Source organism: Niallia sp. XMNu-256 (assembly GCF_036670015.1).
Classification (GTDB): Bacteria; Bacillota; Bacilli; order Bacillales; family Cytobacillaceae; genus Bacillus_BD.
Window position 1 is genome coordinate 3,657,774 of sequence record NZ_CP137636.1, and the last position, 24,117, is coordinate 3,681,890.

General features: G+C 40.3%; 17 protein-coding genes and 1 pseudogene. 7 read left to right on the plus strand and 11 right to left on the minus strand.

What is annotated here, in order from left to right; genetic code table 11:
• Positions 1 to 4: 4 nt before the first annotated feature.
• Complete coding sequence (locus R4Z10_RS18575; RefSeq protein ID WP_338470761.1) at positions 5 to 187, minus strand: hypothetical protein; 183 nt, start codon at positions 185 to 187, stop codon at positions 5 to 7.
• 879 nt (positions 188 to 1,066) lie between these two features.
• Here R4Z10_RS18575 and R4Z10_RS18580 point away from each other — a divergent pair.
• Complete coding sequence (locus R4Z10_RS18580; protein WP_338470762.1) at positions 1,067 to 3,805, plus strand: ATP-binding protein; 2,739 nt, start codon at positions 1,067 to 1,069, stop codon at positions 3,803 to 3,805.
• Positions 3,806 to 3,821: 16 nt separating this feature from the next.
• Positions 3,822 to 5,381: pseudogene (locus tag R4Z10_RS18585) on the plus strand (response regulator); the annotation flags it as partial.
• Positions 5,382 to 5,549: 168 nt separating this feature from the next.
• On the opposite strand, the gene R4Z10_RS18590 reads toward R4Z10_RS18585, so the two are convergent.
• The 5 genes from R4Z10_RS18590 to R4Z10_RS18610 all read right to left on the minus strand — a co-directional run bounded on the left by R4Z10_RS18590 (position 5,550) and on the right by R4Z10_RS18610 (position 11,482).
• A complete protein-coding gene (locus R4Z10_RS18590; RefSeq protein WP_338470763.1) occupies positions 5,550 to 5,717 on the minus strand; it encodes a hypothetical protein in 168 nt (55 codons plus the stop codon).
• Positions 5,718 to 5,862: 145 nt separating this feature from the next.
• The gene (locus tag R4Z10_RS18595) at positions 5,863 to 6,858 is read right to left on the minus strand and encodes a lipoate--protein ligase (protein WP_338470764.1); all 996 of its coding nucleotides are present in this window, start codon (positions 6,856 to 6,858) and stop codon (positions 5,863 to 5,865) included.
• 287 nt (positions 6,859 to 7,145) lie between these two features.
• Positions 7,146 to 7,409 carry a phosphocarrier protein HPr gene (locus tag R4Z10_RS18600; RefSeq protein ID WP_338470765.1) on the minus strand — a complete coding sequence of 88 codons (264 nt, stop codon included), beginning with the start codon at positions 7,407 to 7,409 and terminating at the stop codon, positions 7,146 to 7,148.
• A gap of 93 nt (positions 7,410 to 7,502) precedes the next feature.
• Positions 7,503 to 9,518 (minus strand): transketolase, encoded by a 2,016-nt coding sequence (gene tkt, locus R4Z10_RS18605; RefSeq protein ID WP_338470766.1) that lies wholly within the window; start codon positions 9,516 to 9,518, stop codon positions 7,503 to 7,505.
• Positions 9,519 to 10,012: 494 nt separating this feature from the next.
• The gene (locus tag R4Z10_RS18610; RefSeq protein WP_338470767.1) at positions 10,013 to 11,482 is read right to left on the minus strand and encodes a hypothetical protein; all 1,470 of its coding nucleotides are present in this window, start codon (positions 11,480 to 11,482) and stop codon (positions 10,013 to 10,015) included.
• A gap of 542 nt (positions 11,483 to 12,024) precedes the next feature.
• On the opposite strand from R4Z10_RS18610, the gene R4Z10_RS18615 reads away from it, so the two are divergent.
• From R4Z10_RS18615 to R4Z10_RS18635, 5 genes are read left to right on the plus strand one after another with little or no spacing between them, the layout of a single operon-like run.
• Positions 12,025 to 13,584, plus strand: a complete 1,560-nt coding sequence (locus R4Z10_RS18615; protein WP_338470768.1) for an ABC transporter substrate-binding protein — start codon at positions 12,025 to 12,027, stop codon at positions 13,582 to 13,584.
• Between the two features lie 2 nt (positions 13,585 to 13,586).
• Positions 13,587 to 14,582, plus strand: a complete 996-nt coding sequence (locus R4Z10_RS18620; protein ID WP_338470769.1) for an ABC transporter permease — start codon at positions 13,587 to 13,589, stop codon at positions 14,580 to 14,582.
• Positions 14,579 to 15,415, plus strand: coding sequence for an ABC transporter permease (locus tag R4Z10_RS18625; RefSeq protein WP_338470770.1), 837 nt, complete (start codon positions 14,579 to 14,581; stop codon positions 15,413 to 15,415). Before R4Z10_RS18620 ends, R4Z10_RS18625 begins: the two co-directional genes overlap by 4 nt.
• A gap of 29 nt (positions 15,416 to 15,444) precedes the next feature.
• On the plus strand, positions 15,445 to 16,368 hold the full coding sequence (locus R4Z10_RS18630) for an ABC transporter ATP-binding protein (protein ID WP_338470771.1): 924 nt from the start codon (positions 15,445 to 15,447) through the stop codon (positions 16,366 to 16,368).
• On the plus strand, positions 16,358 to 16,963 hold the full coding sequence (locus R4Z10_RS18635) for an ATP-binding cassette domain-containing protein (RefSeq protein WP_338470772.1): 606 nt from the start codon (positions 16,358 to 16,360) through the stop codon (positions 16,961 to 16,963). Before R4Z10_RS18630 ends, R4Z10_RS18635 begins: the two co-directional genes overlap by 11 nt.
• A gap of 59 nt (positions 16,964 to 17,022) precedes the next feature.
• Here R4Z10_RS18635 and R4Z10_RS18640 read toward each other — a convergent pair whose 3' ends face one another.
• The 5 genes from R4Z10_RS18640 to larE form a co-directional block, all read right to left on the minus strand.
• A complete protein-coding gene (locus tag R4Z10_RS18640) occupies positions 17,023 to 18,273 on the minus strand; it encodes a lactate racemase domain-containing protein (protein ID WP_338470773.1) in 1,251 nt (416 codons plus the stop codon).
• A gap of 410 nt (positions 18,274 to 18,683) precedes the next feature.
• Positions 18,684 to 19,682, minus strand: a complete 999-nt coding sequence (gene pdxA / locus R4Z10_RS18645) for a 4-hydroxythreonine-4-phosphate dehydrogenase PdxA (protein ID WP_338470774.1) — start codon at positions 19,680 to 19,682, stop codon at positions 18,684 to 18,686.
• A gap of 105 nt (positions 19,683 to 19,787) precedes the next feature.
• The gene (locus tag R4Z10_RS18650) at positions 19,788 to 21,110 is read right to left on the minus strand and encodes a four-carbon acid sugar kinase family protein (protein WP_338470775.1); all 1,323 of its coding nucleotides are present in this window, start codon (positions 21,108 to 21,110) and stop codon (positions 19,788 to 19,790) included.
• Positions 21,111 to 21,407: 297 nt separating this feature from the next.
• Positions 21,408 to 23,186, minus strand: a complete 1,779-nt coding sequence (locus R4Z10_RS18655; RefSeq protein ID WP_338470776.1) for a PrpR N-terminal domain-containing protein — start codon at positions 23,184 to 23,186, stop codon at positions 21,408 to 21,410.
• Between the two features lie 73 nt (positions 23,187 to 23,259).
• A complete protein-coding gene (gene larE / locus R4Z10_RS18660; RefSeq protein ID WP_338470777.1) occupies positions 23,260 to 24,060 on the minus strand; it encodes an ATP-dependent sacrificial sulfur transferase LarE in 801 nt (266 codons plus the stop codon).
• Between the last annotated feature and the right edge of the window lie 57 nt (positions 24,061 to 24,117).

The following is a 24,117-nucleotide window of genomic DNA, read 5'->3' on the forward strand; positions in this document are numbered from 1 at the left end:
TCCACTAGTCTTGTCCGTAAAATGGCTCTTTTCGGACCTTATCCACATTCTTTCCACTAATCTTGTCCGTAAACTGGATCCATTCGGACTCTATCCACATTCGGTCCACTAGTCTTGTCCGTAAAATGGCATCATTCGGACTGTATCCACGTCTTTTCCTCTGGTCTTGTCCGTAAAATGGCATCATTCGGACTCTATCTACGTTTTTTCCACTAATCTTGTCCGTAAACTAGCATCATTCGGACCTTATCCACATTCGGTCCACTAGTCTTGTCCGTAAAATGGCATCATTCGGACTGTATCCACGTCTTTTCCTCTGGTCTTGTCCGTAAACTGGCATCATTCGGACTCTATCTACGTTTTTTCCACTAATCTTGTCCGTAAACTGGCTCTTTTCGGACTCTATCCACATTCGGTCCACTGATCTTGTCCGTAAAATGGCATCATTCGGACTTTATCCACGTCTTTTCCACTGATCTTGTCCGTAAACTAGCATCATTCGGACCTTATCCACATTCGGTCCACTAGTCTTGTCCGTAAAATGGCCTCATTCGGACTTTATCCACGTCTTTTCCTCTGGTCTTGTCCGTAAACTGGCCTCATTCGGACTCTATCCACATTTTTTCCACTAATCTTGTCCGTAAACTGGCTCTTTTCGGACTCTATCCACATTCGGTCCACTGATCTTGTCCGTAAACTGGCCTCATTCGGACTTTATCCACGTCTTTTCCTCTGATCTTGTCCGTAAATAGGACCCATTCAGAACTTATCCACAATCATTCCTCAGTTGCGGTCTGAAGGTCTAAACGGAAAGGATTATTTAATCAAACGTTTGATTGATAATGGGTGCTACTGGGCTGGGGCTTTCCCCACTTTCAGAATTTGGAAAACCTTTTTCTCTCATAATCTGTTCAAATTCTACAAAGTTCGACAAAAAACTTTTGTGTTCTGGTATATACTCTAATAAAGTTACAAATTTAGACACAACCTTTGACACAGTAGGTTGTAAATTGCCAGTATATTAAAGGTAATCAAACTTTTCATTACCGGAAACGGAGTCGAAACCATGAGGAAAGCAATGTCCATTCGCTTTTTAATCAGTGCATCTTTTGTAATTCTGATGGTCGCCACCTTGATTGCGGCCAGTTCCGTTATTTTCACTAGTTGGAGCAAATCCTCTAATATTATTATTGAAAAAATGGAGAATGATGCGAGTAAAGATATCGTTAATGAAATCGACACGCTCTTACACATTCCCATTAATATTAATAAACTTAACGATCATATCATTGCAAATAATTTAATCGATTTTAATAATGACAAAGAACGGGATGTTTATTTTGCTAGCACAATCCAATCGAGTGACGCAGAAATTTATAGCTTTAGCTATGGTTTAGAAAATGGGGAGTATTACGGAGCCCGTCGAAACTCTAACGATCAAATTGAAATTTATCAGAGTACTCCTGGAACAGCCGGACATTCATTCTATTATTCTACAAATGAAGACTTGACCAAAGGCCGACTTGTGGAGGACTTTGGCGAGTATGACCCTCGGACGAGAGAGTGGTATCAATTGGCAAAGGAGACGGGGGTTCCGATCTTTTCCAAGCCGTACAAACATTTTGTGAATAATGACCTTGCTATTACATCTGCTTACCCCATTTTTAATAACGATGGGAGTCTACAAGGTGTATTAGGGGCAACGATGACGTTAACAAAGTTAAACCGATTTTTAGAAGAAACTCTTGAGGATAAAACGCGAACGGCTCTTGTTATTGATCGAAATACAGGAGAACTAGTAGGAAATTCGCTGGGTAGCCCTAACTTCACCCCTCTTTCCGATGGAACTTATGAGAGGTTGACCGTCCATTCAATCAAGAACAATGCGATTGTAGCTGCTTATGAAGCCTATAAAGAGAATGCATCGAATAAGGATTTCATCCAGGAAGTGAACAATGGAGAGGTACATGTTAAATTAACTGAATACAAACATCCAGGGATTGACTGGTTAATTATTACCGCCATTCCTGACACGATATTCACAGCGGAAATCAACCAAAACATTCAGACCGCTATTCTTTTATCTGCTATTGCTCTGCTCCTTTCATTTGTTATTTATGGAAAAAGCACGGATGTAATTTTAAAACCGATTAATGAACTGATCGGAACAGCCGAGAAGTTTTCAAAGGGGGATCTCCGCCAAAGAGCGAAGGTGTATAAGAATGATGAAATTGGCAATCTTACCAGCGCCTTTAACAAAATGGCAGATGAACTGGATAAACATATTCACCATCTTGAAGATAAAGTTAAAGAAAGAACAGCAGAAATTGAAAAAACCAATCTTGAATTAAAATGTGCGAAACTGGAAGCAGATAAGGCCAATCAAGCGAAAAGTGAATTTCTCGCTAATATGAGCCATGAAATCCGCACGCCTTTAAACGCGGTCATTGGATTCAGCGAACTCTTATCCAATACCATTCAGGACGATAAACAAAAGAATTATATTCAAACGATTAACGTGGCAGGAAATAATCTGCTCACCATTATCAATGATATTCTTGACCTTTCCAAAATCGAAGCTGGCAAAGTTGAATTGCACTTTAAACCGATTAACTTAAGAACGATATTGAAAGAAATACAAGCGATGTTCACACACAATGTTCAAGATACAGGGATTGAGTTTATCCTCGACGTTCAGGATGACTTGCCAGAATTGATTCTATTTGATGATGTACGAATCCGACAAATTTTATTAAATTTAGCTAATAATGCGGTTAAATTTACGGAAAAAGGGCATGTAAAGATTACTTTACAAGTTTCCCCCTCTCGTTCCCATGATCTTAGTTCGATCGATCTCAAGATTTTCGTTGAAGATACCGGGATTGGGATCCCTGAAAACGAAAAAGACAGAATCTTTGAGGCGTTCACCCAAATATCCGGCCAAAGCATTAAAAAATACGGGGGCACTGGATTGGGACTTTCTATTACGAAGAGATTAATAGAAATGTTGAATGGATCCATCATAGTTGAAAGTGAAGTTGGAAAAGGCTCCACGTTTTTCATTCAATTTAATAATATCCAAGTGGCTGCAACGGGTGACATACATGAACAAACTGATTTGTATTACCATTGGAAAGATAAGTTTTCTAATGAAACGATTCTTGTTATTGATGACATTGAGACGAATCGATATTTATTAAAAGAATGGCTCACTTCATTTGGCTTTCAGGTCATATTGGCAGAAAATGGATATGAGGCTTTAAAAATCTGTGAATCTCAAAAACCAAATCTAGTAATTACAGACTTAGTTATGCCTGTTATGGACGGATTCGAAACAGCTAGGAACTTGAAGGAAAAGCTAGAAACGAACAATATTCCGATCATTGCCTTAAGTGCCTCTACTCTTATAGATAAGCCCGAGGGTTATTTTGATGATTATTTGATTAAGCCTGTCAATATTGGGCAATTGTTAAAGAAAATCGCCAAACATCTTCATTTGGAAAATGAAACAGACAGTCCGCTGTCAAAAGAGGAAAAGTCGTTTCAATCGGACATGCTTACACATGAAATAAGAGAAGAACTGAAGCCATTAACGGTTAAATTAAACTCTTCCTTGATCATAAGTCATGTCAAACACTTTGCTGGAACGCTGATTTCATTGGGTGAAAAGCATCAATTGGAGTGGATGATTGCCGAGGGAGAAGAATTGCTGAGCTATGCCAATTGTTATGATATCGTGAAAATTAAATTCCATTTAAAGAAATGGAAAAAAATAATAATAGAGGGTAAACCAAATGGAAAATAATTTAGTGTTAATGGTTGACGATAATCCGAATAATATTCAAGTGTTAGCCACGATTATGGCTGAATGCGGGTATGAGCTCGGGATTGCTCAAAATGCTCATGAGGTTTATCAATTTCTGCAAATGTACTCTCCCGAACTGATTTTACTTGATGTCGAGATGCCTGATATCGATGGCTATGAAGTTTGTGCAACAATTAAAGCAGACCCAAGGTTTCATGAAATTCCAATCATTTTTTTAACAGTAAAAAGTGAGATGGACGATATTGTCAAAGGATTTGAGCTTGGTGCGGTTGATTATATTACAAAGCCCTTTAATCGAAAAGAACTGATTTCGAGGGTGCGGACGCATATTTCTCTCAAACGTTCACGCGACGAATTGGAAATAAAGAATGCCGAGCTCGAACATTCTCGGGATGCACTAGCCACAAAGAATGCTCAATTAGAAGAGGCTTTGTCTATACAGAAAGAGTTGGAGAAGGAAAAAGATCGATTAACAGAGGAATTATTACAGCATCGTGACTTATTGGAAAAAAAGGTTGTCGAACGAACAGTAGAATTGGCAACCGCCAATGAAAAAATTACGAATATCATTGAGAGTATTTCTGATGGATTTTTAGCAGTGGACGAGGATTGGACAGTGATTTACTTGAACAATCATCCCTATTTTCCCGGCGGTATGACTGCTGACGATGCATTAGGAAAAAAGGTTTGGGACGTCTTTCCGAATGTAGTGGACTCGATTTGGTACAAAGAACTTCAACTGGCCATGTCTGAGAGGATGACAAGAACGTTCGAGACACCTTCTTTGTATAAAGAAGGATGGTTTTCTGTTCATGTATACCCATTTAGTGAGGGAATTTGTTGTTTTTTCCGTGATATTACCGAGACGAAAAATTATGAGCGGGAAATGAAGCGCTTATCTGGCTTGGATTTAATTGGGCAGATGGCAGCAGGGATCAGCCATGAAATTCGTAATCCGATGACAACTGTTCGCGGATTTTTGCAGCTTTTAAGTACGAAAGATGATTGTAACCAGTATCACGAGTTTTTTACCTTGATGATTGATGAGTTGGATCGTGCGAACTCCATCATTACTGAATTTCTATCGATGGGCAACACAAGGTCTTCCGATTTAGAAAAGCTAAGTCTTAATTCGATCCTAACGGACATCACTCCATTATTGCAAGCAGATGCTTATAACCAAAACAAGCAAGTTCAATTGGAGTTATCAGAGATTCCTGATCTGTTGCTGAATCGGAATGAAATTAGACAATTAGTATTAAATTTGTATCGAAATGGTTTAGAGGCGATGAAGCCTGGCAAAACGTTAACGATCCGAACCTATACCGATAAAGATGAGGCCGTGCTAGCCATACAAGACCAAGGGGCTGGCATTCAACCCGAAGTTCTTGAAAAGCTTGGAACCCCTTTCTTTTCAACGAAAGACAATGGCACTGGCCTCGGCCTCGGCGTTTGTTATGCCATTGCTGCCCGCCACCAAGCTAGAATTGACATCGATACCGGAACAAATGGCTCTACCTTTTATGTGAAATTCTCCAAATGGGATGAACAAAAAGCTGGTCTCGGTTCCTGGGGGGTAAAGCAAGGGGATTCTTCGAGGGTTTCATCATTGGATCATTAGTTAAACAAAAGGAATACAAGTTTATAAAAAACTGAGGTTCGATTGATTCTTATTTAAAATAAGAATCAATCGGATTTTACTACTTCTTCAAACCAACGGATTTTATTTCCCTGGTTGTTTATTTACTTGGCGCCCGCTTTTTTTCTGGCTTTGATGGCCTGCCGGATTGCCGAAATCAAACTCACTGCCTAATTCAACACTATTCTTTTGATCTTGTTTCTCGATTTGTGATCTTGTTTGCTCTTTGTTTTGCATTCCTTGGTTTGACACAAGCGTCATCTCCTTTTAATTGATCCCTTTTAATATGTACAATTTTGACTGAATTAACCGATAAGATGACGTCAATAAATTGAATAACACACCAAAAACAGCTCTCATATTTGCTATATGAGAGCTGTTCCTTGTTTGAAATTTTTTAGTAGATCAATCCAATAAATTCGTCTTTCTCGATGTTTCCAAAGTAGTGTGGGATGTCAATGTCCTGTAATGCTTCTTCAAGGGCAGTTCTTTCGTAGCGTACCCCTTTTAGCTTTTCTTCAATATCAGCTACTTCGCCCCAACCGAAGAAGTCGCCATAGATTTTGATATCCTTGATAACCCCTTTTGCGACATCAAGACGCACATCGATGGTTCCTACCGGGAAACGATGGGAGTGTTGCATATCAAATTTAGGGGACTTTCCATAATTCCATTCCCATGTTTGATATTTATTTTTCGAAAGCTCATGGATTTTCTCCCAATCCTTGTCTGTGAGCACGTATTCCTTGATCTCGCCGCCTTCTTGTTCAAACACGCTTTTCAATATGAATTGGCGAAACTCCTCAATTGTCATCGGCTCATTGATAAAATCGGAAATATTTCCAACCCGAGCCCGAACGGATTTAACGCCTTTGGATTCAATCTTTTCCTTTTTCGGCCTTAATGCTTTCCCTACATTGTCCAGATCCGATTGGAGCATAAGTGTTCCATGTGTATACATCCGGCCGCCTGTAGCAAATTGAGCCGTTCCAGATACCTTCTTTCCATCAATCTCAATATCATTACGACCCATTAATTGAGCATTTGCGCCCAACCTCTGAAGTGCATCAATTACCGGCTTGGTGAACTTTTTAAAATTATCTTGCAGACTATTGCCTTCATCTTTTGTAATAAAACTATAATTTAAGTTGCCTAAGTCATGATACACGGCCCCACCACCAGACATCCGGCGTACAACAATTACATTGCTCTTTTCAACATACTCTGTATTAATCTCTTCAATCGTATTTTGATTACGACCAATGATAATGGAAGGAGCATTAATATAAAAAAGCAAATAAGATTCATTAATATCCAAGTGCGTTAAGATGTACTCTTCAATGGCTAAATTAATTTGCGGATCGTTAATTCCTTTATTATCGACAAATAACATATTACACTCACCTACTTTTTATTTATCAGGCTTAACGGGCAGTAAGACCCCACTGATGGAAGTTTCACTTTATCCGAAAATGTTCTAACCCCCATCAGGATGCCCATTTTATCCACTTTTATGTATAGTTGCTCAGGCCTCGGTTTCCGGGGTAACATTTTGATTCATTACATACTTATCCTTTTGTTTGAGTTCTCAAACTTGAATCATTATTCGATAGCATACACTAACAAAAATAAAGGTGCCCGCAGCCCTCCAAAGGAAGGTACCGGCACCTCTTTATTTGATTAGATTAATTTGTTTTCTTGCATGGCTGTTGTTAAAGCTGCCATTGCATCTTCTGAATCGTCACCTTCTGCAATGATCTTTACTTCCGATCCTTTAGAAACACCTAAAGACATCACACCCATGATCGACTTAAGGTTTACCTTTTTGCCGTTGAATTCCATACTAATATCGGAACTGAATTTTGTTGCGGTATTAACTAAAAGTGTTGCTGGACGTGCATGGATTCCTGCTTCATCAACAATTGTAAATGTTTTTTCTGCCATTTCAAATCCCTCTTTCGCTGTGGTAATTTTTTTCAAAATTATTCATGTTTCCTTTGATGTTTGTCGGGAAAACTAATTTACACTAAACTAGTTTTATTGTTTTACTACCCTTTTAAACGTTGCTACTACATTTTCCACAGTAAAACCGTATTCTTGTAATAGCGTGCTCGCTGGTGCAGATGCTCCAAATTGATCAATGGTTATTGTTTCACCTTTTAGACCAATATATTCTCTCCAACCAAATGAAGCGCCTAATTCAATTCCAACCCTGGCTTCTACATTTGATGGAAGGACACTTTCTTTATATTCGACAGATTGCTCTTGGAAACGCGGCCAGCTAGGCATGCTGACTACTGATACAGAGATTCCTTCTTTTTCTAATTCGTTTTGCGCTTGAAGTGCTAAGGAGACTTCTGAACCCGTTGCGATTAAGAGACCTGCTGTTTCCCCTTTTGCTGGTGAAACAACGTAAGCACCTTTTTTCACACCTTCATAAACTTGTTCTTGATCGTTTGCCAGTGTTGGTAAATCTTGGCGTGTTAAAATTAAAGCAGTTGGGCGGTTGACACTTTCTAGTGCCAATCTCCATGCAGCTTGTGTTTCTTTCGCGTCAGCCGGACGAATTACATCCACATTCGGCATTGCCCGTAATGCGGCAAGATGTTCAACTGGTTGGTGTGTTGGTCCATCTTCTCCAACGGCAATACTATCATGTGTAAACACATACGTTACCGGTAAGTTCATTAGAGCGGCTAAGCGAATCGCAGGACGTAGATAATCAGAGAATACAAAGAAAGTCGCACCGAATACTTTGACACCGCCATGTAAGGCCATTCCGTTGATCGCTGCTCCCATCGCAAATTCACGAACACCGAACCAAATATTTCGGGCAGCATAGCCATCAAGCGCATAATTTTTTTCTGATGAGATCAACGTTTTATTAGAGCCAGCCAGGTCTGCAGAACCACCAATTAATTGTGGAACAACGTCAGCCGCTGCATTTAAGACTTTTCCAGATGAAGCTCTTGTTGCCATTTTTGAATCATCTTCAAAGGTTGGAAGAGCCGCTTCCCAGTTCTCAGGAAGTTCACCTTTAACCGCGCTTTCCAATTGAGCCGCAAGTTCTGGATAGGCTTCCTTATAGTTAGCAAAAAGATCATTCCATGCTTGCTCTTTTGTTTTCCCTGCTTCAACGAAAGTGTTGTAATGTTCCCTTACTTCTTCAGGTACATAAAATGGTTCTTCAAAATTCCAACCATAGAAAGACTTCGTTAATTTCACTTCATCTGTTCCAAGTGGCGCACCATGACTAACTGATGAACCTGATTTATTTGGCGAACCATATCCAATGGTTGTCTTCACTTCAATTAAAGTCGGACGGTTTGTATCTGCTTTTGCCTCTTGAATCGCTTTTTGGATCTCGTCCAAATCATTTCCATCTTCTACACGAAGGACTTGCCAGCCGTATGCCTCATAACGTTTGGCAACACTTTCAGAGAAGGATAGATTTAAATCCCCATCTAAAGAGATGTCGTTTGAATCATATAGAACAACTAGACGGCCTAGTTTGAGGTGAGCTGCTAGAGAAGCCGCTTCTGCAGAAACCCCTTCCATTAAATCCCCATCGCCACAAAGGCTGTATGTATAGTGGTCAATTACTTGATAATTTTCTTTATTGTATGTTTCGGCTAGGTGTCGTTCAGCCATTGCCATTCCCACTGCCATCGCAATTCCCTGACCTAGTGGACCTGTTGTGGCATCCACTCCTGCTGTGTGGCCGAACTCCGGATGTCCTGGTGTTTTACTTCCCCATTGACGGAAATTTTTCAAGTCGTCAAGGGATACATCATAGCCAAATAAGTGAAGCATGCTGTATAATAACGCCGATCCATGACCAGCCGATAATACAAAACGATCACGGTTCAACCAATCAGGATTACTTGGATTGAAGTTCATCTCTTTTGCCCATAATGTGTATGCCATTGGAGCAGCACCCATCGCAATTCCCGGATGACCTGAATTGGCTTTTTCAATGGAATCAATAGATAATGTACGGATTGTGTTGATGGCTAATTGCTCAATATTTTGTTTCGTTTGTAATGACGTCAACGCTCTGATACCACCTTACGATTCATTTTCATGATGAAAAAATAGATTAGCATAAAGTGAAACTTCCGTGAGTCGGGTTTCCTCTCATCCCCCACTGATGGAAAGCTTAAGCCACAGCTTGCTAGTCACGCAGACGTTGCCGGAGGCGTATTTAGTCTGTGTTCAACTTCCGCAGCTTTACGAGCAGTTGATCCCCCCACCTATCCTCTATTATTATTGAGGTGGAGGTCTTACCGTTCGTTAAGCCTGAAAAACCTATCTTACACCATGCTTTTTAGGATATCTGCACAAATGTGACAATGTGCAGTATCTATTAATTATTGTAGAATTTATTAGTAGAACTGTCCATATGAAACTAGTAAGTTTCTGACCTATAAAAGGATTCGTTCAAATTCTGGTGACTTTTTCTAGTTTTCCGATTCCAAAAAGGAAATATTCCTCAAGTTAAAGGATCAGCAGATATTAAAAACTCATCCTATTATTTCACCTTCCCTTTATAAAGGTATTTCATTCGCGTAAAATAAATCTGCGATCCCTTCGTTGTTCTTTTCCATTTGTTTGATTTGTTCGCTCACAATTCGATGCTTTTGAGTTAACCTTTTTAAAGTCGCTTCCTGTTTTTGTTTTCCCGCTTCTTCTCTATTTTTAGCCGCTCTTAATTCAACCATATTTCTCTCCATTAAACGAACTTTTTCACGTTCATTTCGCGCAAATGGGCTCGTCGATTTTAAAACAGCCTCGACCATTCTATCTAAAATCAAATCTAATTTGTTTTCTTCATCCTTAATATCTAATGGTGTCGTCAAACTCTTGATTTGACTGCTAATTTTCCTAAATAAGTTCTTTTCAATGGATGGGTTTTGTCGTGGAGATTCTAATTCTCTTATCTTGTTTATTACTATCCGATATTCATCTTTATGCTGTGAAAAAGAGGAAGATATGTTTAATGTATCAAAGTTGATTAATTTTAAGGCAGATTTAATCCGTTGCTTCTCAGCCTCTATCTTTTCTAGTTCCTCAGAGATGAGAAACTTGTATTTCTTTATTTCCCCCTCATGTTGATCGAATTGCAGGCTCGCTTCGATTTGATCGTTTTCAATTTTCCCCAACCTTCCTTGAAGGCGTTGATACCTCTTATAGCGTCTTTCCCATTCCTGAATAAATGACTCATATTCAACGTCGGTCCCAGCTTTATTCATATAAGGGAGGACCATTTGCATAATAACAATCGGTAATAATTTACTTTGATGGCTAACAAGCAATGCTTGATTGCCTAATAAAAGCGAAATATTTGCGGCTAGATTCGCTGTTGTGATGTTAAAGGCAAAACCACTCACTTCAGCAATTACAGAAAACACCACACTTGTTCCTTGGGTATACATCGCTTTCCAAACGCTTTCAACTGTACATGGATCCATTCCTAGTTTTTCCTTGATTAGTTCTTGATCGTGCTCTGCCAAACTACAAATATATGTATGGACCTGGGTTGCAAACTTAGTCTGATCTTCAATTGAAAACTCTAGAAAACTATTGTCTAACTCTCGATATACTTTTCCCATTTGAAACTGAACGATTTGCTGTAATTTAGTTAACTGTGATTGACTCTCTGTAAATTCACGAAACGACTTGTCTTGCTTGTGGTACAGCTCATATACCGCCTGAATCAATTCACTACATTGGTTCTCTATTTCTGTTTGTGATGTGTACTTGCTTACACGCAATTTTAGTAGTTTTACCATTTCTAAAAGTAAATCTACTTGGATCTCAGGGTCGTTTTTATCGAGTTTATTCATCTCTTCTTCTAAATGCTTTGAGAGATGATCGATGCTTTCTTTTGAAAACAGGTCTTTTGTTTTCGACGTTAAAAGATGTCCACTGTTCGTCCTACATAATAACGCATAGATCCTTTTAAGATCTTTTCCCTTTAAAGACACTAAACCATTGGCTAGTATTTGACCGTCCATGTTTACACCCACCCCTAGCGTTTGTTCGTTAGTTCAATTATATCGTTCATCAGTCACAGTGGCGACTTAGATGATTGAATTTTATGAAAATAGATGTGGAATGGTGGTTTTCTTACCGATTTTACTTAAATAATCGAGTTTTGTGACGTTCTATTCCGTTCTGCTGATAACAGCAATTTTCACTTATATCATCCATTTTTGCGTTTATCTCCTAGTCGATAAACGCATTTTTATAGCTTCCTTCTCGATTTTGCGGCCATCAAGCTGCCGATAACGGCAAATTTTACTTATGCTATCAAGTTTTGCGGCTATCCCCCTGTTGTTAACTGCAAAATCTCCTTTTATGTGTGAAATTTCCCTTCATTAATATTGTAATAAAGAGGATAGAATAATAGTATATACATATTGGTTTTGTTCGGCTGAATGTTCAGTTTTGCAGTTCTAGAGCATATCTATGAATAGGTGGACTATTTATTAATTGTGAGGTGAATGATTTGAAAGGAAACCATTTCAGATTTATATTTTTTGCTCTTTTTATTTTTGTGCTTGCGGGCTGTACGGAGTCGAAGCCCGCTCCCGAAAATACAAAAGACAACGAACGAAAAAATGACGAGCTAGTGCTTGCCTTTGGGTCGGAGCCTGAAAGTGGTTTTGATCCGACGACAGGCTGGGGGCGCTATGGCTCTCCGCTTTTTCAAAGTACATTGCTAAAAAGAGATGACAAACTTAATATTGTTCATGATTTGGCAACAGGCTATGAGGTGAATGAAGCGGGCAATGTTTGGACCGTCCACATCCGAGATGATGTAAAATTCTCAGATGGACAACCTTTAACGGCTGACGATGTTGTATTTACGTTTGAAACAGCTGCGAAAAATGGGTCTGTCGTGGATTTACATCTTTTAGAAAAAGTCGAGGCAACAGATAAGCATACTGTCCAATTTACTTTAAAAGAGCCGCAATCAACCTTTGTGAACACGTTGATAGCTACGGGAATTGTGCCAGAACATGCATATGGGTCAGACTATGCTGAAAATCCGATCGGATCTGGGCCGTTTCAGCTCGTCCAATGGGATAAAGGACAGCAAGTCATTGTTGAAGCAAATCCTGAATACTATGAAAAGCAGCCTTATTTTAAAAAGATAACCTTTCTATTTTTAAACGAGGATGCTGCATTTGCTGCTGCTCAAGCGGGTAAAGTTGATTTGGCCGCCATCCCTGCAGCCTTTAGCAAACAAGAAGTACCAGGGATGAAGTTGGAATCGTTCGAAACCGTTGACAATCGCGGAATTGCGTTTCCATATGTTAAGTCAGGAAAGCTTACAGAAGACGGGCATCCCATTGGGAATGATGTAACGGCCGATCCAGCGATTCGCCAAGCGATTAATCTGGCCGTTGACAGACAAGCCCTTGTTGATGGGATCTTAGAAGGACATGGTACCCCTGCTTATACGTCTGTTGACGGTCTTCCATGGTGGAATCCGGAAACCGTTATTGAAGAAGCTGATTTAGAAGGGTTAAGAAAGCTTTTAACGGAAGCAGGCTGGAAAGATGGGAACGGAGATGGAACGTTAGAGAAAGGGGCTTTAAAAGCTGAATTCACTCTGTATTATCCAGCGAATGATACGATACGACAATCCCTTGCGATTGCCGTTGCGGATAGGATGAAGCCACTTGGGATTGGCATCCACTTAGAAGGAGCCAGCTGGGACGTCATTGAAAAAGAAATGCATGCCAATCCTGTTCTAATGGGCTGGGGAAGTCATGACCCTTATGAAATGGTATCGATTTATGGAAGTGAAAATGCCGGGGTAGATTACTTTAACACAGGTTATTATCAAAATAAAACAGTAGACGACTATTTTGAAAAGGCGCTTCATGCTTCCACTGAAGAAGAAGCCATTCAATATTGGAAAAAAGCTCAATGGGATGGAACGACCGGTTTGAGTGCAAAAGGGGACGCTCCATGGGCATGGCTCGTGAATATTAATCACTTATACCTCGTGAAAGAAGGATTGGATATGGGTGAACAAAGAATCCATGTGCACGGACATGGCTGGCCAGCTACCGATAATATTGCCGATTGGAAGTGGACTGATTAACTGTGGCTTATCAAATAATTAAGTTTCTCTTATTAAAAGGAATCCGGATGGGAACGTTGCTTGTTGCCATCTGTTTCATTTCCTTTCTACTCGTCAAAAATTCTCCGATTGACCCGGTTCAAGCCTATATCGGGGCAGATATGTTGAAAGTAAGTCCCGAGCAGCGTGCGGCAATTGAAAATTATTGGGGACTTAATGAACCAGTGATGGTTCAGTTTATCAACTGGGGATCTGCCTTGTTCAGCGGAGATTTAGGAACTTCAATGATCTTTCGCCGTCCTGTTGTTGACATTATTGGTGAACGTTTCTTCAACTCCTTAGCTCTCATGGTAACGGCTTGGGTGTTATCCGGCATTATCGGCTTTACTATGGGTGTCATTGCTGCGATGAAGAAAGGAACGTGGATCGATCGCATCATTAAATGGTATTGTTTCACCCTCGCCTCGACTCCAACATTTTGGATGGGGTTGCTGATTTTGATTGTTTTTGCTGTATGGCTAAAATGGTTTCCGATTGGGATGGGTGTTCCAGCAGGGGTCCTTGCCGAAGATGTGACATTGGCAGATAAAATTAACCATCTAATTCTCCCTGCTCTAACGCTTAGCATTGTCGGAGTGGCGAATGTCGCTTTGCATACAAGACAAAAGTTGATCGATGTGCTCGCTAGTGATTATGTGCTTTTCGCAAGAGCAAGAGGGGAATATGGCTTTCGCCTCTTTTGGAGACACGGGTTAAGAAACATCGCCTTGCCAGCGATTACGTTACAGTTTGCAGCGTTTAGCGAATTGTTTGGAGGGGCCGTGTTAGCTGAGCAAGTTTTTTCCTACCCTGGATTAGGACAGGCTACCGTAGAGGCTGGATTAAGAGGGGATGTTCCTTTGCTGCTAGGATTAGTTATTTTTAGTACCCTGTTTGTTTTTGCTGGTAATTTACTAGCGGATCTTAGTTATCGATTTTTAGATCCACGGATAAGAGAGGAGCGTTCGCTAGGATCATGAGGAACATACTCTCTGTTAATAGAAGGCAAAGAACCCTTTTTTCAATCGTCTTTGCCGCTGTTTTTTTGGCACTGATTCTTTTAGGAAGCTTTTTACTCAACGAAAAAGGTCTAGCAAGCAATCTTCAAATTCGCCATTCTCCTCCCTCCTTTACCCATCCTTTTGGTACCGATTGGTTGGGAAGAGATATGTTTACACGAACAATAAAGGGGCTTTCGTTAAGTATTTGGGTTGGTTTAATTGGAGCGATTAGCAGTGTATCGATCGCTCTTTTTCTAGGGATGGCTGCTGCAACCATGGGGAAAGCAGCCGATCGATTCCTCTCATGGCTGATTGACCTTTTTCTAAGTGTCCCGCATTTAGTCACCTTGATTTTGATCTCCTTTACTCTCGGTGGCGGCTTTAAAGGGATTGTCATCGGCCTGGCGTTAACTCATTGGCCAAGCTTAGCCCGTGTGATTCGTGCAGAGGTGATGCAAGTTCGCTCCGCAGAGTTTGTGGAAGTGTCCCGGAAAATGGGAAAGTCAACATGGTGGATTGCGGTTCATCATATTCTCCCCCACGTTTTTCCCCAGCTTTTAATTGGGTTTATGCTGATGTTTCCACATGTGATTTTACATGAAGCAGCGGTTACCTTTTTAGGTTTGGGGATGTCTCCTCATGAACCAGCCATTGGGGTAATTTTATCGGAATCAATGAAACATTTATCTGCGGGAATGTGGTGGCTCGCTTTTTTCCCAGGGCTCTGCTTGCTGTTCATTGTCAGGGCATTTGATCAGATTGGTGAAAATGTGAGGGTGTGGATCGATCCAACGAGAGCTCCCGATGAATAATAAAAGACAAATGTTGAGAGGTTAAAAGCATGTCTATTTTAGAAGTAGAAAATTTTTCCGTACGATTCAAACAATATGGCGCTGGCCTTAAAAAAATGGATCAGATAGCGATTTCGAATGTAAGTATTTCCCTAGAGGAAGGCGAAATTCTGGCGGTTGTAGGGGCGAGTGGATCAGGGAAAAGCTTGCTTGCCCATGGGATTCTCGGGATTCTGCCAAGCAATGCGAAAACGAGTGGCATCATTAAATATAAAGGGGAACTTCTAACCTTGAAACGACAAAAGGCTTTGCGTGGAAAGGAAATTGCACTCGTTCCACAATCAGTCAACTTTCTCGATCCGCTTATGCGTGTTGGAAAACAAGTCCGTGCATCTGCCAACAGTGGAGATCGGGCTGCACTTCAACGTAAAGTGTTCAAGCGTTATCATTTAAAAAAAGAAGTAGAAACGATGTATCCCTTTCAGCTTTCGGGTGGAATGGCGCGGAGGGCACTTCTTTCGACTGCAATGGTCAGCGGGGCAAACGTAATCATTGCGGACGAACCGACTCCAGGTCTAGATCCGGTCGTGATTAAAGAGGCTTTAACCAATTTCCGAGAGTTTGCTAATCAAGGCTGTGCCGTTATGTTGATTACCCATGATATCGAATCGGCTCTTCACATCGCCGATAAAATTGCTGTATTTTATGCGGGAACGACAGTGGAAGTCGCTCCAGTGGAGGATTTTGCAGGACAAGGGGAGGCCTTGAGACATCCGTATACGAAGGCGTTATGGAGGGCGCTTCCGCAAAATGATTTTATACCGATTCCAGGCTCACAGCCCCGTTCAAACGAGTTGCCTAAAGGGTGCTCATTCGCCCCCCGTTGTCCAATCGCAACTTCTAAATGTGAAGGAGTCATGCCAGACATAAGGGAAGTGCGCAACGGTTGGGTGAGGTGTGATCATGCATATTGAGGCAAATGCGATTGGATTTCGCTATGAAAAAGGACCATGGTTGTTCCGAGATGTGAATTTAACCTTTCGTTCCGGGGAAATCATTGGAATAACCGGACAGAGCGGCTACGGGAAAACAACCTTTTGCCGAATATTGGCTGGGTTCGAGAAGCCTGTTGAAGGAACGGTAACTTTTGATGGGAAGCCGTATAGTAACAAAAGCTATCATCCGGTTCAGCTGGTTTTTCAACATCCTGAAAAAGCGGTCAATCCACGCTGGAAAATGAAAAAAGTACTGAATGAAGGATGGCAGCCTGATGGGGAAATCCTTGATTTATTAGGAATTCAGCAGGAATGGTTAGAGCGTTGGCCCAATGAATTATCCGGTGGAGAGCTGCAACGCTTTTGTGTCGCTCGAGCATTGGGACCACATACCCGCTTTCTCATTGCTGATGAAATGACTACGATGCTTGATGCTATTACACAAGCCCAAATCTGGCATGCCGTATTGGAAATTGCCCAACAGCGAAACATGGGGATCATCATCGTCAGTCATGAAGCCAAGTTGCTCGAGAGACTTTGCCACCGCATCATCCAGTTTGATCAATTAAAATAAGAGGCTCCCTTTCTACTCTCCAGAAACTGGAAGGTAACTCAGGGAACCTCTTTATTTATTTACATCGGTAAGAAGTAGCCGTCTTCGTCGAACTTCATTTCTTGCAGATCTTCTAATACTTCGATGTTCTCTTTGTCTTTTAGCTCATTAAAAATGACTTCAGATACATATAACTCGCCAATATGAAGGGTATTTGGAATTCTTACAATTCTAGCCTCTTCGGATTTGACTCCCCAGGTCGCTCGTAGCGCTGCTTTAAGGGCTTCTTGGTCATTATCTAGCACAATTGGAATTTTGGCCCGATCTAAGAATGTACTTGTGACCACATTTTCATTCATGACTTTCTTATCAATTTTTTCAAATAGACGTTTTGTAGTTAAGTCAGATAAGCCAATTCCTAACGCATTTCCATGACTCACATCACTCAAGTTAGAAGCGATTAAATATTTGACTCTTGGTTTTTCTGGTTCTTCTACTCCAAGCACGCGGATACGACCAATAATATTCGTATCCATTCCTGTTCCACTGTAGTTTTTACCGATTTCATCTACAACTAAAATATCCATTTCATCGACAGGAAGACTTGGCATTAAATTGAACGCCTGTTTCAACAACTCACTCTCACGCTCTTCGATTTGATCGGGTTCAACGGCTTCAATAATCGCTGTTTCCTCATGAGCATTTTCGACAATGCCAATCCCGAATAACGTTTTTGAGTTGCTGATTGCAACCTTCCCTACTTCAGGCATCATTTCACTAATTCCTTTTACGCCATATGTATGGAGGGCTAAAGCCTGTTTGTGTTTTCCCATTCCAATTGAAGCCATTTTTAAGATACCGCTCTCAATTTTATTTTTGAAATCAGTATGTGGCTTAATTCGGCCCATGACGATGATTCCGTCCGCATTGAAGGCAATCTCGTCTACATAAACAGGAACACCGTCTGATGTTTTACCAACTTCGACAACTTCCATTGAAGAGCGAATTTCACAACCTGTGTATTCTTCCGTAATGCCTAGGCTCTCTAACATTTCCTTCTGGCCTTCAGCAGTTGCTCCGCCATGACTTCCCATTGCTGGAAAAATAAATGGCGTTGCGCCTCTTTTTCTAATTTCATCAGCCACAGATTTAACAATTAAAGGAATATTGGCAATCCCACGGCTTCCGGCTGTAATGGCAACTTCCATGCCTGGCTTAATCTTTTCATCGGCGTTAACGGCTAGGAATTGCTCAGTAATTGTCGCTGGAATATCTTTTAAACTATCTGCCTGAAACTTTTGTCTGATTTTTGCAACCTTTGGAAATGACATGTACTACACTCCTTTTCCTAGTTCAATTAAGATATATCTAAATTTTAGACTTTATCAGGGGATGGGATGATGACCTTTTTATCCTATTTCTAAGGGATTTCGGTCCTCATAAGCCTGATGAAGACATTTTTACCTTGGTTCTAATGCGGTTTCGGTCTTCATTTGCTCGATGAAGACACTTTATCCTTGGTTCTAATGTGTTTTCGGTCTTCATTTGCTCGATGAAGACACTTTATTCTTGGTTCTAATGTGTTTTCGGTCTTCATGAACCTCATAAAGACCCTTTATCCTTGGTTCTTACACAGCCTTCAGCAGATCTATGTAATACATCGGTTTTTAAAACAAGGGAAGCAAGAGAACATAAATGATCTCTTGCCTGTTGCCTGTAACGTTGATTCAGTTTAGTATGCTTAATTCTTCGGAGCCAATTCAATCGCCATGCGTAGAGCTTCTTTTAATGATTGCTCATCAGCGATGTTTTTCCCAGCGATATCAAAAGCAGTACCATGGTCAACACTTGTTCGGATGATTGGTAAGCCGACTGTAATGTTGACTCCAGCTTCTAGGCCTAGAACTTTAATTGGGCCGTGGCCTTGGTCGTGATATTGGGCAACAACGATATCGAAGTCCCCGCGTTTTGCTCTAAAGAATAACGTATCTGCTGGAAGTGGACCCTGTACATCGACTCCCTCTGCCTTTGCCTTTTCAATCGCTGGAATAATTTTTTCTTCCTCTTCACCATGACCAAAAAGTCCATTCTCACCCGCATGTGGGTTAATTCCACATACAGCGATTCTTGGTGATTCGATTCCTGCTTTTTTCAATGTATCATGTGCAAGCTTGATTACTTTATATTGGCGGTCCACATTTATCGTATTGATTGCATCCAATAATCCGATATGTGTTGTTACATGAATGACTCTTAATCCAGGTGCAGATAGCATCATCGCGAAATCTTTTGTGTTCGTTAATTCTGCCAAAATTTCAGTATGGCCTGGATACATATGCCCTGCTTTATGAAGCGCTTCTTTGTTGAGTGGAGCCGTACAAATTCCTTGAATTTTTCCCTCATTCGCATAAGAGATTGCCTTTTCTAAATAGCGGAAAGCTGCGTTTCCAGCCTCTGAATTTACCTCTCCCCATGGTAAATTTTCAGAAACTAAGTCTAGATCGATGATATCAATCGTTCCGTGTTGGAACTTTCCTTCTTCAGGATTTGCTATTGAATTTAGTTCTAGGTTTATATTCGTAATGCCTAATGCTCTTTTTAAAATCTTAAAATCTCCAACTACAAACGGTTGGCATTGATCATAAATATTAGGATCATTTAATGATTTAGCGATAATTTCAGGTCCGACACCTGAAGGGTCCCCCATTGTAATTGCAATGATTGGTTTGTATGTAGTCATCGTGATTCCTCCATATTGCCCAAACATATGTCTATGTATGAGACAGATGTTTGGGGATTTTTATATATCTCAAATTCGCTCGCCGAGGACTTCGGCTGAATGAAGTTAAACATTGGTTTTACTATTTTTATGTGCATAGACTTGAACGATCGTCTCAAGAGCTTTTGAAAGAGCTTGTTCCGTTCCGAAGGCGCCAGCCTTTGTCACAATTGGCATGCCATCAAATAAGCCACCGAATAATTTCCCATAAGGAATACCGGACTCTACTTCACCAATGACTCGAATTCCTTCGCTATTTAGTACTTTACAAGTTGCTCCGGCAATGTCCCCTCCGGTTAACACCGTCCCGGAAATGGATTTTGTTTTGATCAACTCACCAGCAATGCTTCCCATCGATTCCGCAATGATTTTCCCAGATTGGAAAGGAGACAATCCAAGCTGTTGTTGAAGTTCCTTAATTCTCTTAATCGCCTTTTGCTCCCGATTCGTTGTTACTACTAAATCGCCTTTTTCTAGGATTGCTTGTCCTTCTCTTACAATCCGTTCCATTTCAAGTTTTCTCCGATCCTCATAAAAAAATTCTTCCGGAGAAATGATAATTTCATTTATGCGATTTTTTTCTTTTAACACCTTAATTTGCTTATCGACCACAGGATTTACACTACCCGCTACAATCAGTACAGGAGGCCGATCTTCGAGTTGGATGGTCTTTATGTTTTCCTCATCTTGATCCTGATTAAACAAATGAGAAGCAATCCCCGCTGAACCCACCCAGAGGAAGTTCTCGTTTACCCCTTCAGTGGCTTCAACAATCGTTTGTAGTTCTTCATCTGTTGTTGCATCAATAATGATGACTTTTGACGACTGATCAGAGGAAAACTCTTTCATCTTTTCCGATAAATGGCCTTTTCCTTTTCGTACATCTGTAATCGAAAGGAGTCCGACCGTACGTTTCGTTTGCTCTTGCAGCAACTTAGGCAAGTAACTTTCCTTTACAGGAGTAACAGGATCTCGAGCAATTTCCGTTTCTTCTAGTCGTTTGCCATTTACATAATGATATCCATCGATGGTCTCACGCTTGCCTTTTGGAAAAGCCGGTACGACTAAGGCTAGTTTGAAATGAAAAGCATCCATGACCGCATCAATTTCCGAACCTATATTTCCTCTCATAGTTGAATCGATTTTCTTATAGATCTTGGAAACATTTAATTGCTTTAAGCTATCGGATAACTGAAAGACGCTTTCATAAGCTTTTTCAGGAGTTAAGGCACGACTATCTGAGCTTAAGACAATGACATCATCTTTTAAATGATCGGGTTGTAATTTTGTCTCCGAAAATAGCACGGTTGTCTTTAAGTTTTGTCTGGCAAATTGAACCCCCGTATCATTTGCACCTGTTAAATCATCTGCGATTACCGCTAGTTTCACTGCATCCTTACCCCCTTTGTACCAAATGACATGAATTTCTTTTTTCTTTGTTGCACGTTAATTTTATTCAACATGAACTTTTTTCTAGTTTCAAATCGTAAATATAAAATTCAAATGATTATTATTTATTTATGCAACACACTCATTATGTTTTTTATAAGATATGCGCTTTAAAAACGCTTACAGTTGTAATCATAAATGAAAACGTTGCATTTGGCAATATCTTTTAATGAAAAGTGATAAATAAATAATTATAGTTGCAATAAACAACATACAATATCAAAAAGGCACAAGTTTTTATTTTAACTTGCGCCACAATGTAGAACGATTCACTCCTAATCGTTTTGCTGCTTTCGATTGATTAAAGCCTTCCTCTTCTAACACCTTTGTAATGATTTGCTTTTCGATCTCTTCCAATGTACCACTTAAATCAATCGAGTCTTCTTTCCTCGCTTCAGCGATCTTATCAACTTGCTTCTCTATCCCTTTTAACACTTTCTCAACATCTTTTTTCTCGATATAGTAAGAGTTTGAACCAATAAACAATTGTTCGATGACTCTTTTCAATTGTCCCACATTCCCTGGCCAATCATAGTTCATCAGTTCCTCTAAAGCATCCGGGCGAATTCCGACAACCTCATTCCCATATTTAGGATGAAACTCTGAAATAAAAACAGGGACTAAATCTTCAATGTCTTCCCGTCGTTCACGGAGAGGCGGGATAGAAATGATTTGCTTTGCCACCACGTCATATAAGCCATCATGGAATGTTCCTTGTTTGACCATTCCCTCAAGATTCTCCTCTGAGGACACGAGCCATTGTAATCCTTGGTTGTTATCATTGGTAGCCAATGTATATAGCTGTTTTTGAATGTCAGAATTTAACCGATCCATATTTTTCAAATAGATGATTCCATTGGCGTATTTTTGAAAAAAGTTTTCCGCAATAAGCGTTTCCCATTGTTCTACACTCAATAATTCACATTGGAAAATAATATATGGTTCATTCTCTGTCTTTCTATTGAAATAAATCGAGCCAGCCGCCACATCTTTTCCACTGCCTTTTTCACCGTAAATGAGAACAGGCATTTTGTTTTTGCCATACTGTTCTATTTGATGGAGTACGCCTTTAATGGACTCGCTTCTCCCGGCATTTGGGGTATAGACCGCAGAGGTATGAATCTCAATGGCATTCTCATTCATATTCCCACTTTGGGAAGCATGGGTATGGGTACTTTTTTCGAAAAATAAAGCGATGATATTTTCTTGAGGACATGCCTTTACATTCCAGAAAGTTTGATTCATATAAATGGGAATTGCTTGATTTTTCTCGGTTAAAATAGTTTCTTTGATTAATTCATTGATTTCCTGTTTATTCTCCAGTTGCATCCATTGAAATTCACTATGAAAAGATTGGTTTCCATAAATAAGTTGCTTTTCATGATTAATTACTACAACCCCTTGCTCCTGACAGTCAAGGATGTCTTTAAGCATTGAAACTTTCTGCTGCATGCCTGAAAAGACGCGATAGGTCCTGCGCGCTTCTTCTAGTGCTTCGAAAATGGCTTCTTTTCCAGATGTGATTAGAACGCCAGTCATTCCTAATTCCTTTGCGGCATTTATGGTTACAACGTCACCGATGATGACTTCAACCCCATCCTTTTTTAGCCTCTCTAGTTTCTCTTTTACCTGTTTGTCTTTTGTAATCGTAGCGGTGGTAATCTCAATATCAAGGAGTTTACAAATGGTCGAAGCACCTTGAGTAATATTAGCGAACCCAACAATTGCCGCTTTCCGTGAAAATCCTTTCACAAGGGTGATCATTCGTAAGACATCATAGCCAGATACTTGAATGTCAATTACAGGGATGGAGACGGCTTCCTGAATCATCGAAGCTGTACCCCCTCGGCTAATGATCACATGATACCCATCATTTTCAGCCGCTTTGGCAATTGCCACCCCTTCATATAAGTTCCCTAATTCAATCTGAAATAGAAAATCGTGAACCTCTTGCTGGATTTCCTTCATCATTTCAAACAGCCCATCATAAGGGACAATCACTAGAGCTTTAATCATTTCTCCATCACCTACTATTTCTGCTATATCGTTTCCTGTGTTATTCTACTGTAATTCGTATATCGTACAAAAATTAAGATGTTAATACCTTATTCATACTTCCACTTTCATAGCCTTTTAGATCGAGAGTGACATATTTATATCCAAATTGTTGAAGCTGCTCCATAATCTCTTTATGGTTCGCTAAAATGGTTCCCATGTCCTGTGGCTCAACTTCGATTCGAGCAATTTCTTCATGGGTCCGTACACGGATTTGTTTAACCCCCAATGATTTTAGATAAGCCTCTGACTTCTCTACCTTTGTTAATTTTTCCTGTGTAATTCTTTCCCCGTAAGCAATCCGTGAAGACAAGCAGGCAAATGATGGTTTTTCCCAAGTTGGTAAGTCTAAGTGTTTGGAGAGTTCTCGAATTTCCTCTTTATAAAGATTCGCTTCTTGAAGCGGTCCACGCACACCATGTTCTTTTGCTGCCTGCATTCCAGGGCGATGTTCACTCATATCATCAGCAATTAAGCCGTAAACGACATTTTCAAACCCATGTTTATGCATGACTGGGATGATTTCCTCAAACAAGCCATTTTTACAAAAATAACAGCGATTCCGGTCATTTTCGGCATAGCCTGGGATATTTAGTTCAGATGTTTCAATGACTTTATGGGTCACACCTATTTTATTAGCTAACCTTTTTGCTTCTTCTAGTTCACTTGAAGGATAGGTTTCCGAATCCGCTGTGACGGCCAAGACATTTTCAACCCCTAGGACATCAACAGCTACTTTTAATAAAAAGGTGCTATCAACGCCACCTGAAAAAGCAACGACGACATTGCCCATTTCCTTTAGGATTTCCTTCAGACGTTCATATTTCTCGTTCATTGTCATTCCTCCCATTCTATTGATTTACATAGTCTAAAAGGGAAGTTCAATTTTACC

What these genes read in the sequence shown, in the direction of transcription:
- pdxA (WP_338470774.1), bottom strand. Translation starts at nt 19,682, where the DNA reads ATGACTACATACAAACCAATCATTGCAATTACAATGGGGGACCCTTCA.
- R4Z10_RS18630 (WP_338470771.1), top strand. Translation starts at nt 15,445, where the DNA reads ATGTCTATTTTAGAAGTAGAAAATTTTTCCGTACGATTCAAACAATAT.
- R4Z10_RS18575 (WP_338470761.1), bottom strand. Translation starts at nt 187, where the DNA reads ATGATGCCATTTTACGGACAAGACCAGAGGAAAAGACGTGGATACAGT.
- R4Z10_RS18595 (WP_338470764.1), bottom strand. Translation starts at nt 6,858, where the DNA reads ATGTTATTTGTCGATAATAAAGGAATTAACGATCCGCAAATTAATTTA.
- larE (WP_338470777.1), bottom strand. Translation starts at nt 24,060, where the DNA reads ATGAACGAGAAATATGAACGTCTGAAGGAAATCCTAAAGGAAATGGGC.
- R4Z10_RS18635 (WP_338470772.1), top strand. Translation starts at nt 16,358, where the DNA reads ATGCATATTGAGGCAAATGCGATTGGATTTCGCTATGAAAAAGGACCA.
- R4Z10_RS18600 (WP_338470765.1), bottom strand. Translation starts at nt 7,409, where the DNA reads ATGGCAGAAAAAACATTTACAATTGTTGATGAAGCAGGAATCCATGCA.
- R4Z10_RS18580 (WP_338470762.1), top strand. Translation starts at nt 1,067, where the DNA reads ATGAGGAAAGCAATGTCCATTCGCTTTTTAATCAGTGCATCTTTTGTA.
- R4Z10_RS18625 (WP_338470770.1), top strand. Translation starts at nt 14,579, where the DNA reads ATGAGGAACATACTCTCTGTTAATAGAAGGCAAAGAACCCTTTTTTCA.
- R4Z10_RS18610 (WP_338470767.1), bottom strand. Translation starts at nt 11,482, where the DNA reads ATGGACGGTCAAATACTAGCCAATGGTTTAGTGTCTTTAAAGGGAAAA.
- R4Z10_RS18655 (WP_338470776.1), bottom strand. Translation starts at nt 23,186, where the DNA reads ATGATTAAAGCTCTAGTGATTGTCCCTTATGATGGGCTGTTTGAAATG.
- R4Z10_RS18640 (WP_338470773.1), bottom strand. Translation starts at nt 18,273, where the DNA reads ATGTCATTTCCAAAGGTTGCAAAAATCAGACAAAAGTTTCAGGCAGAT.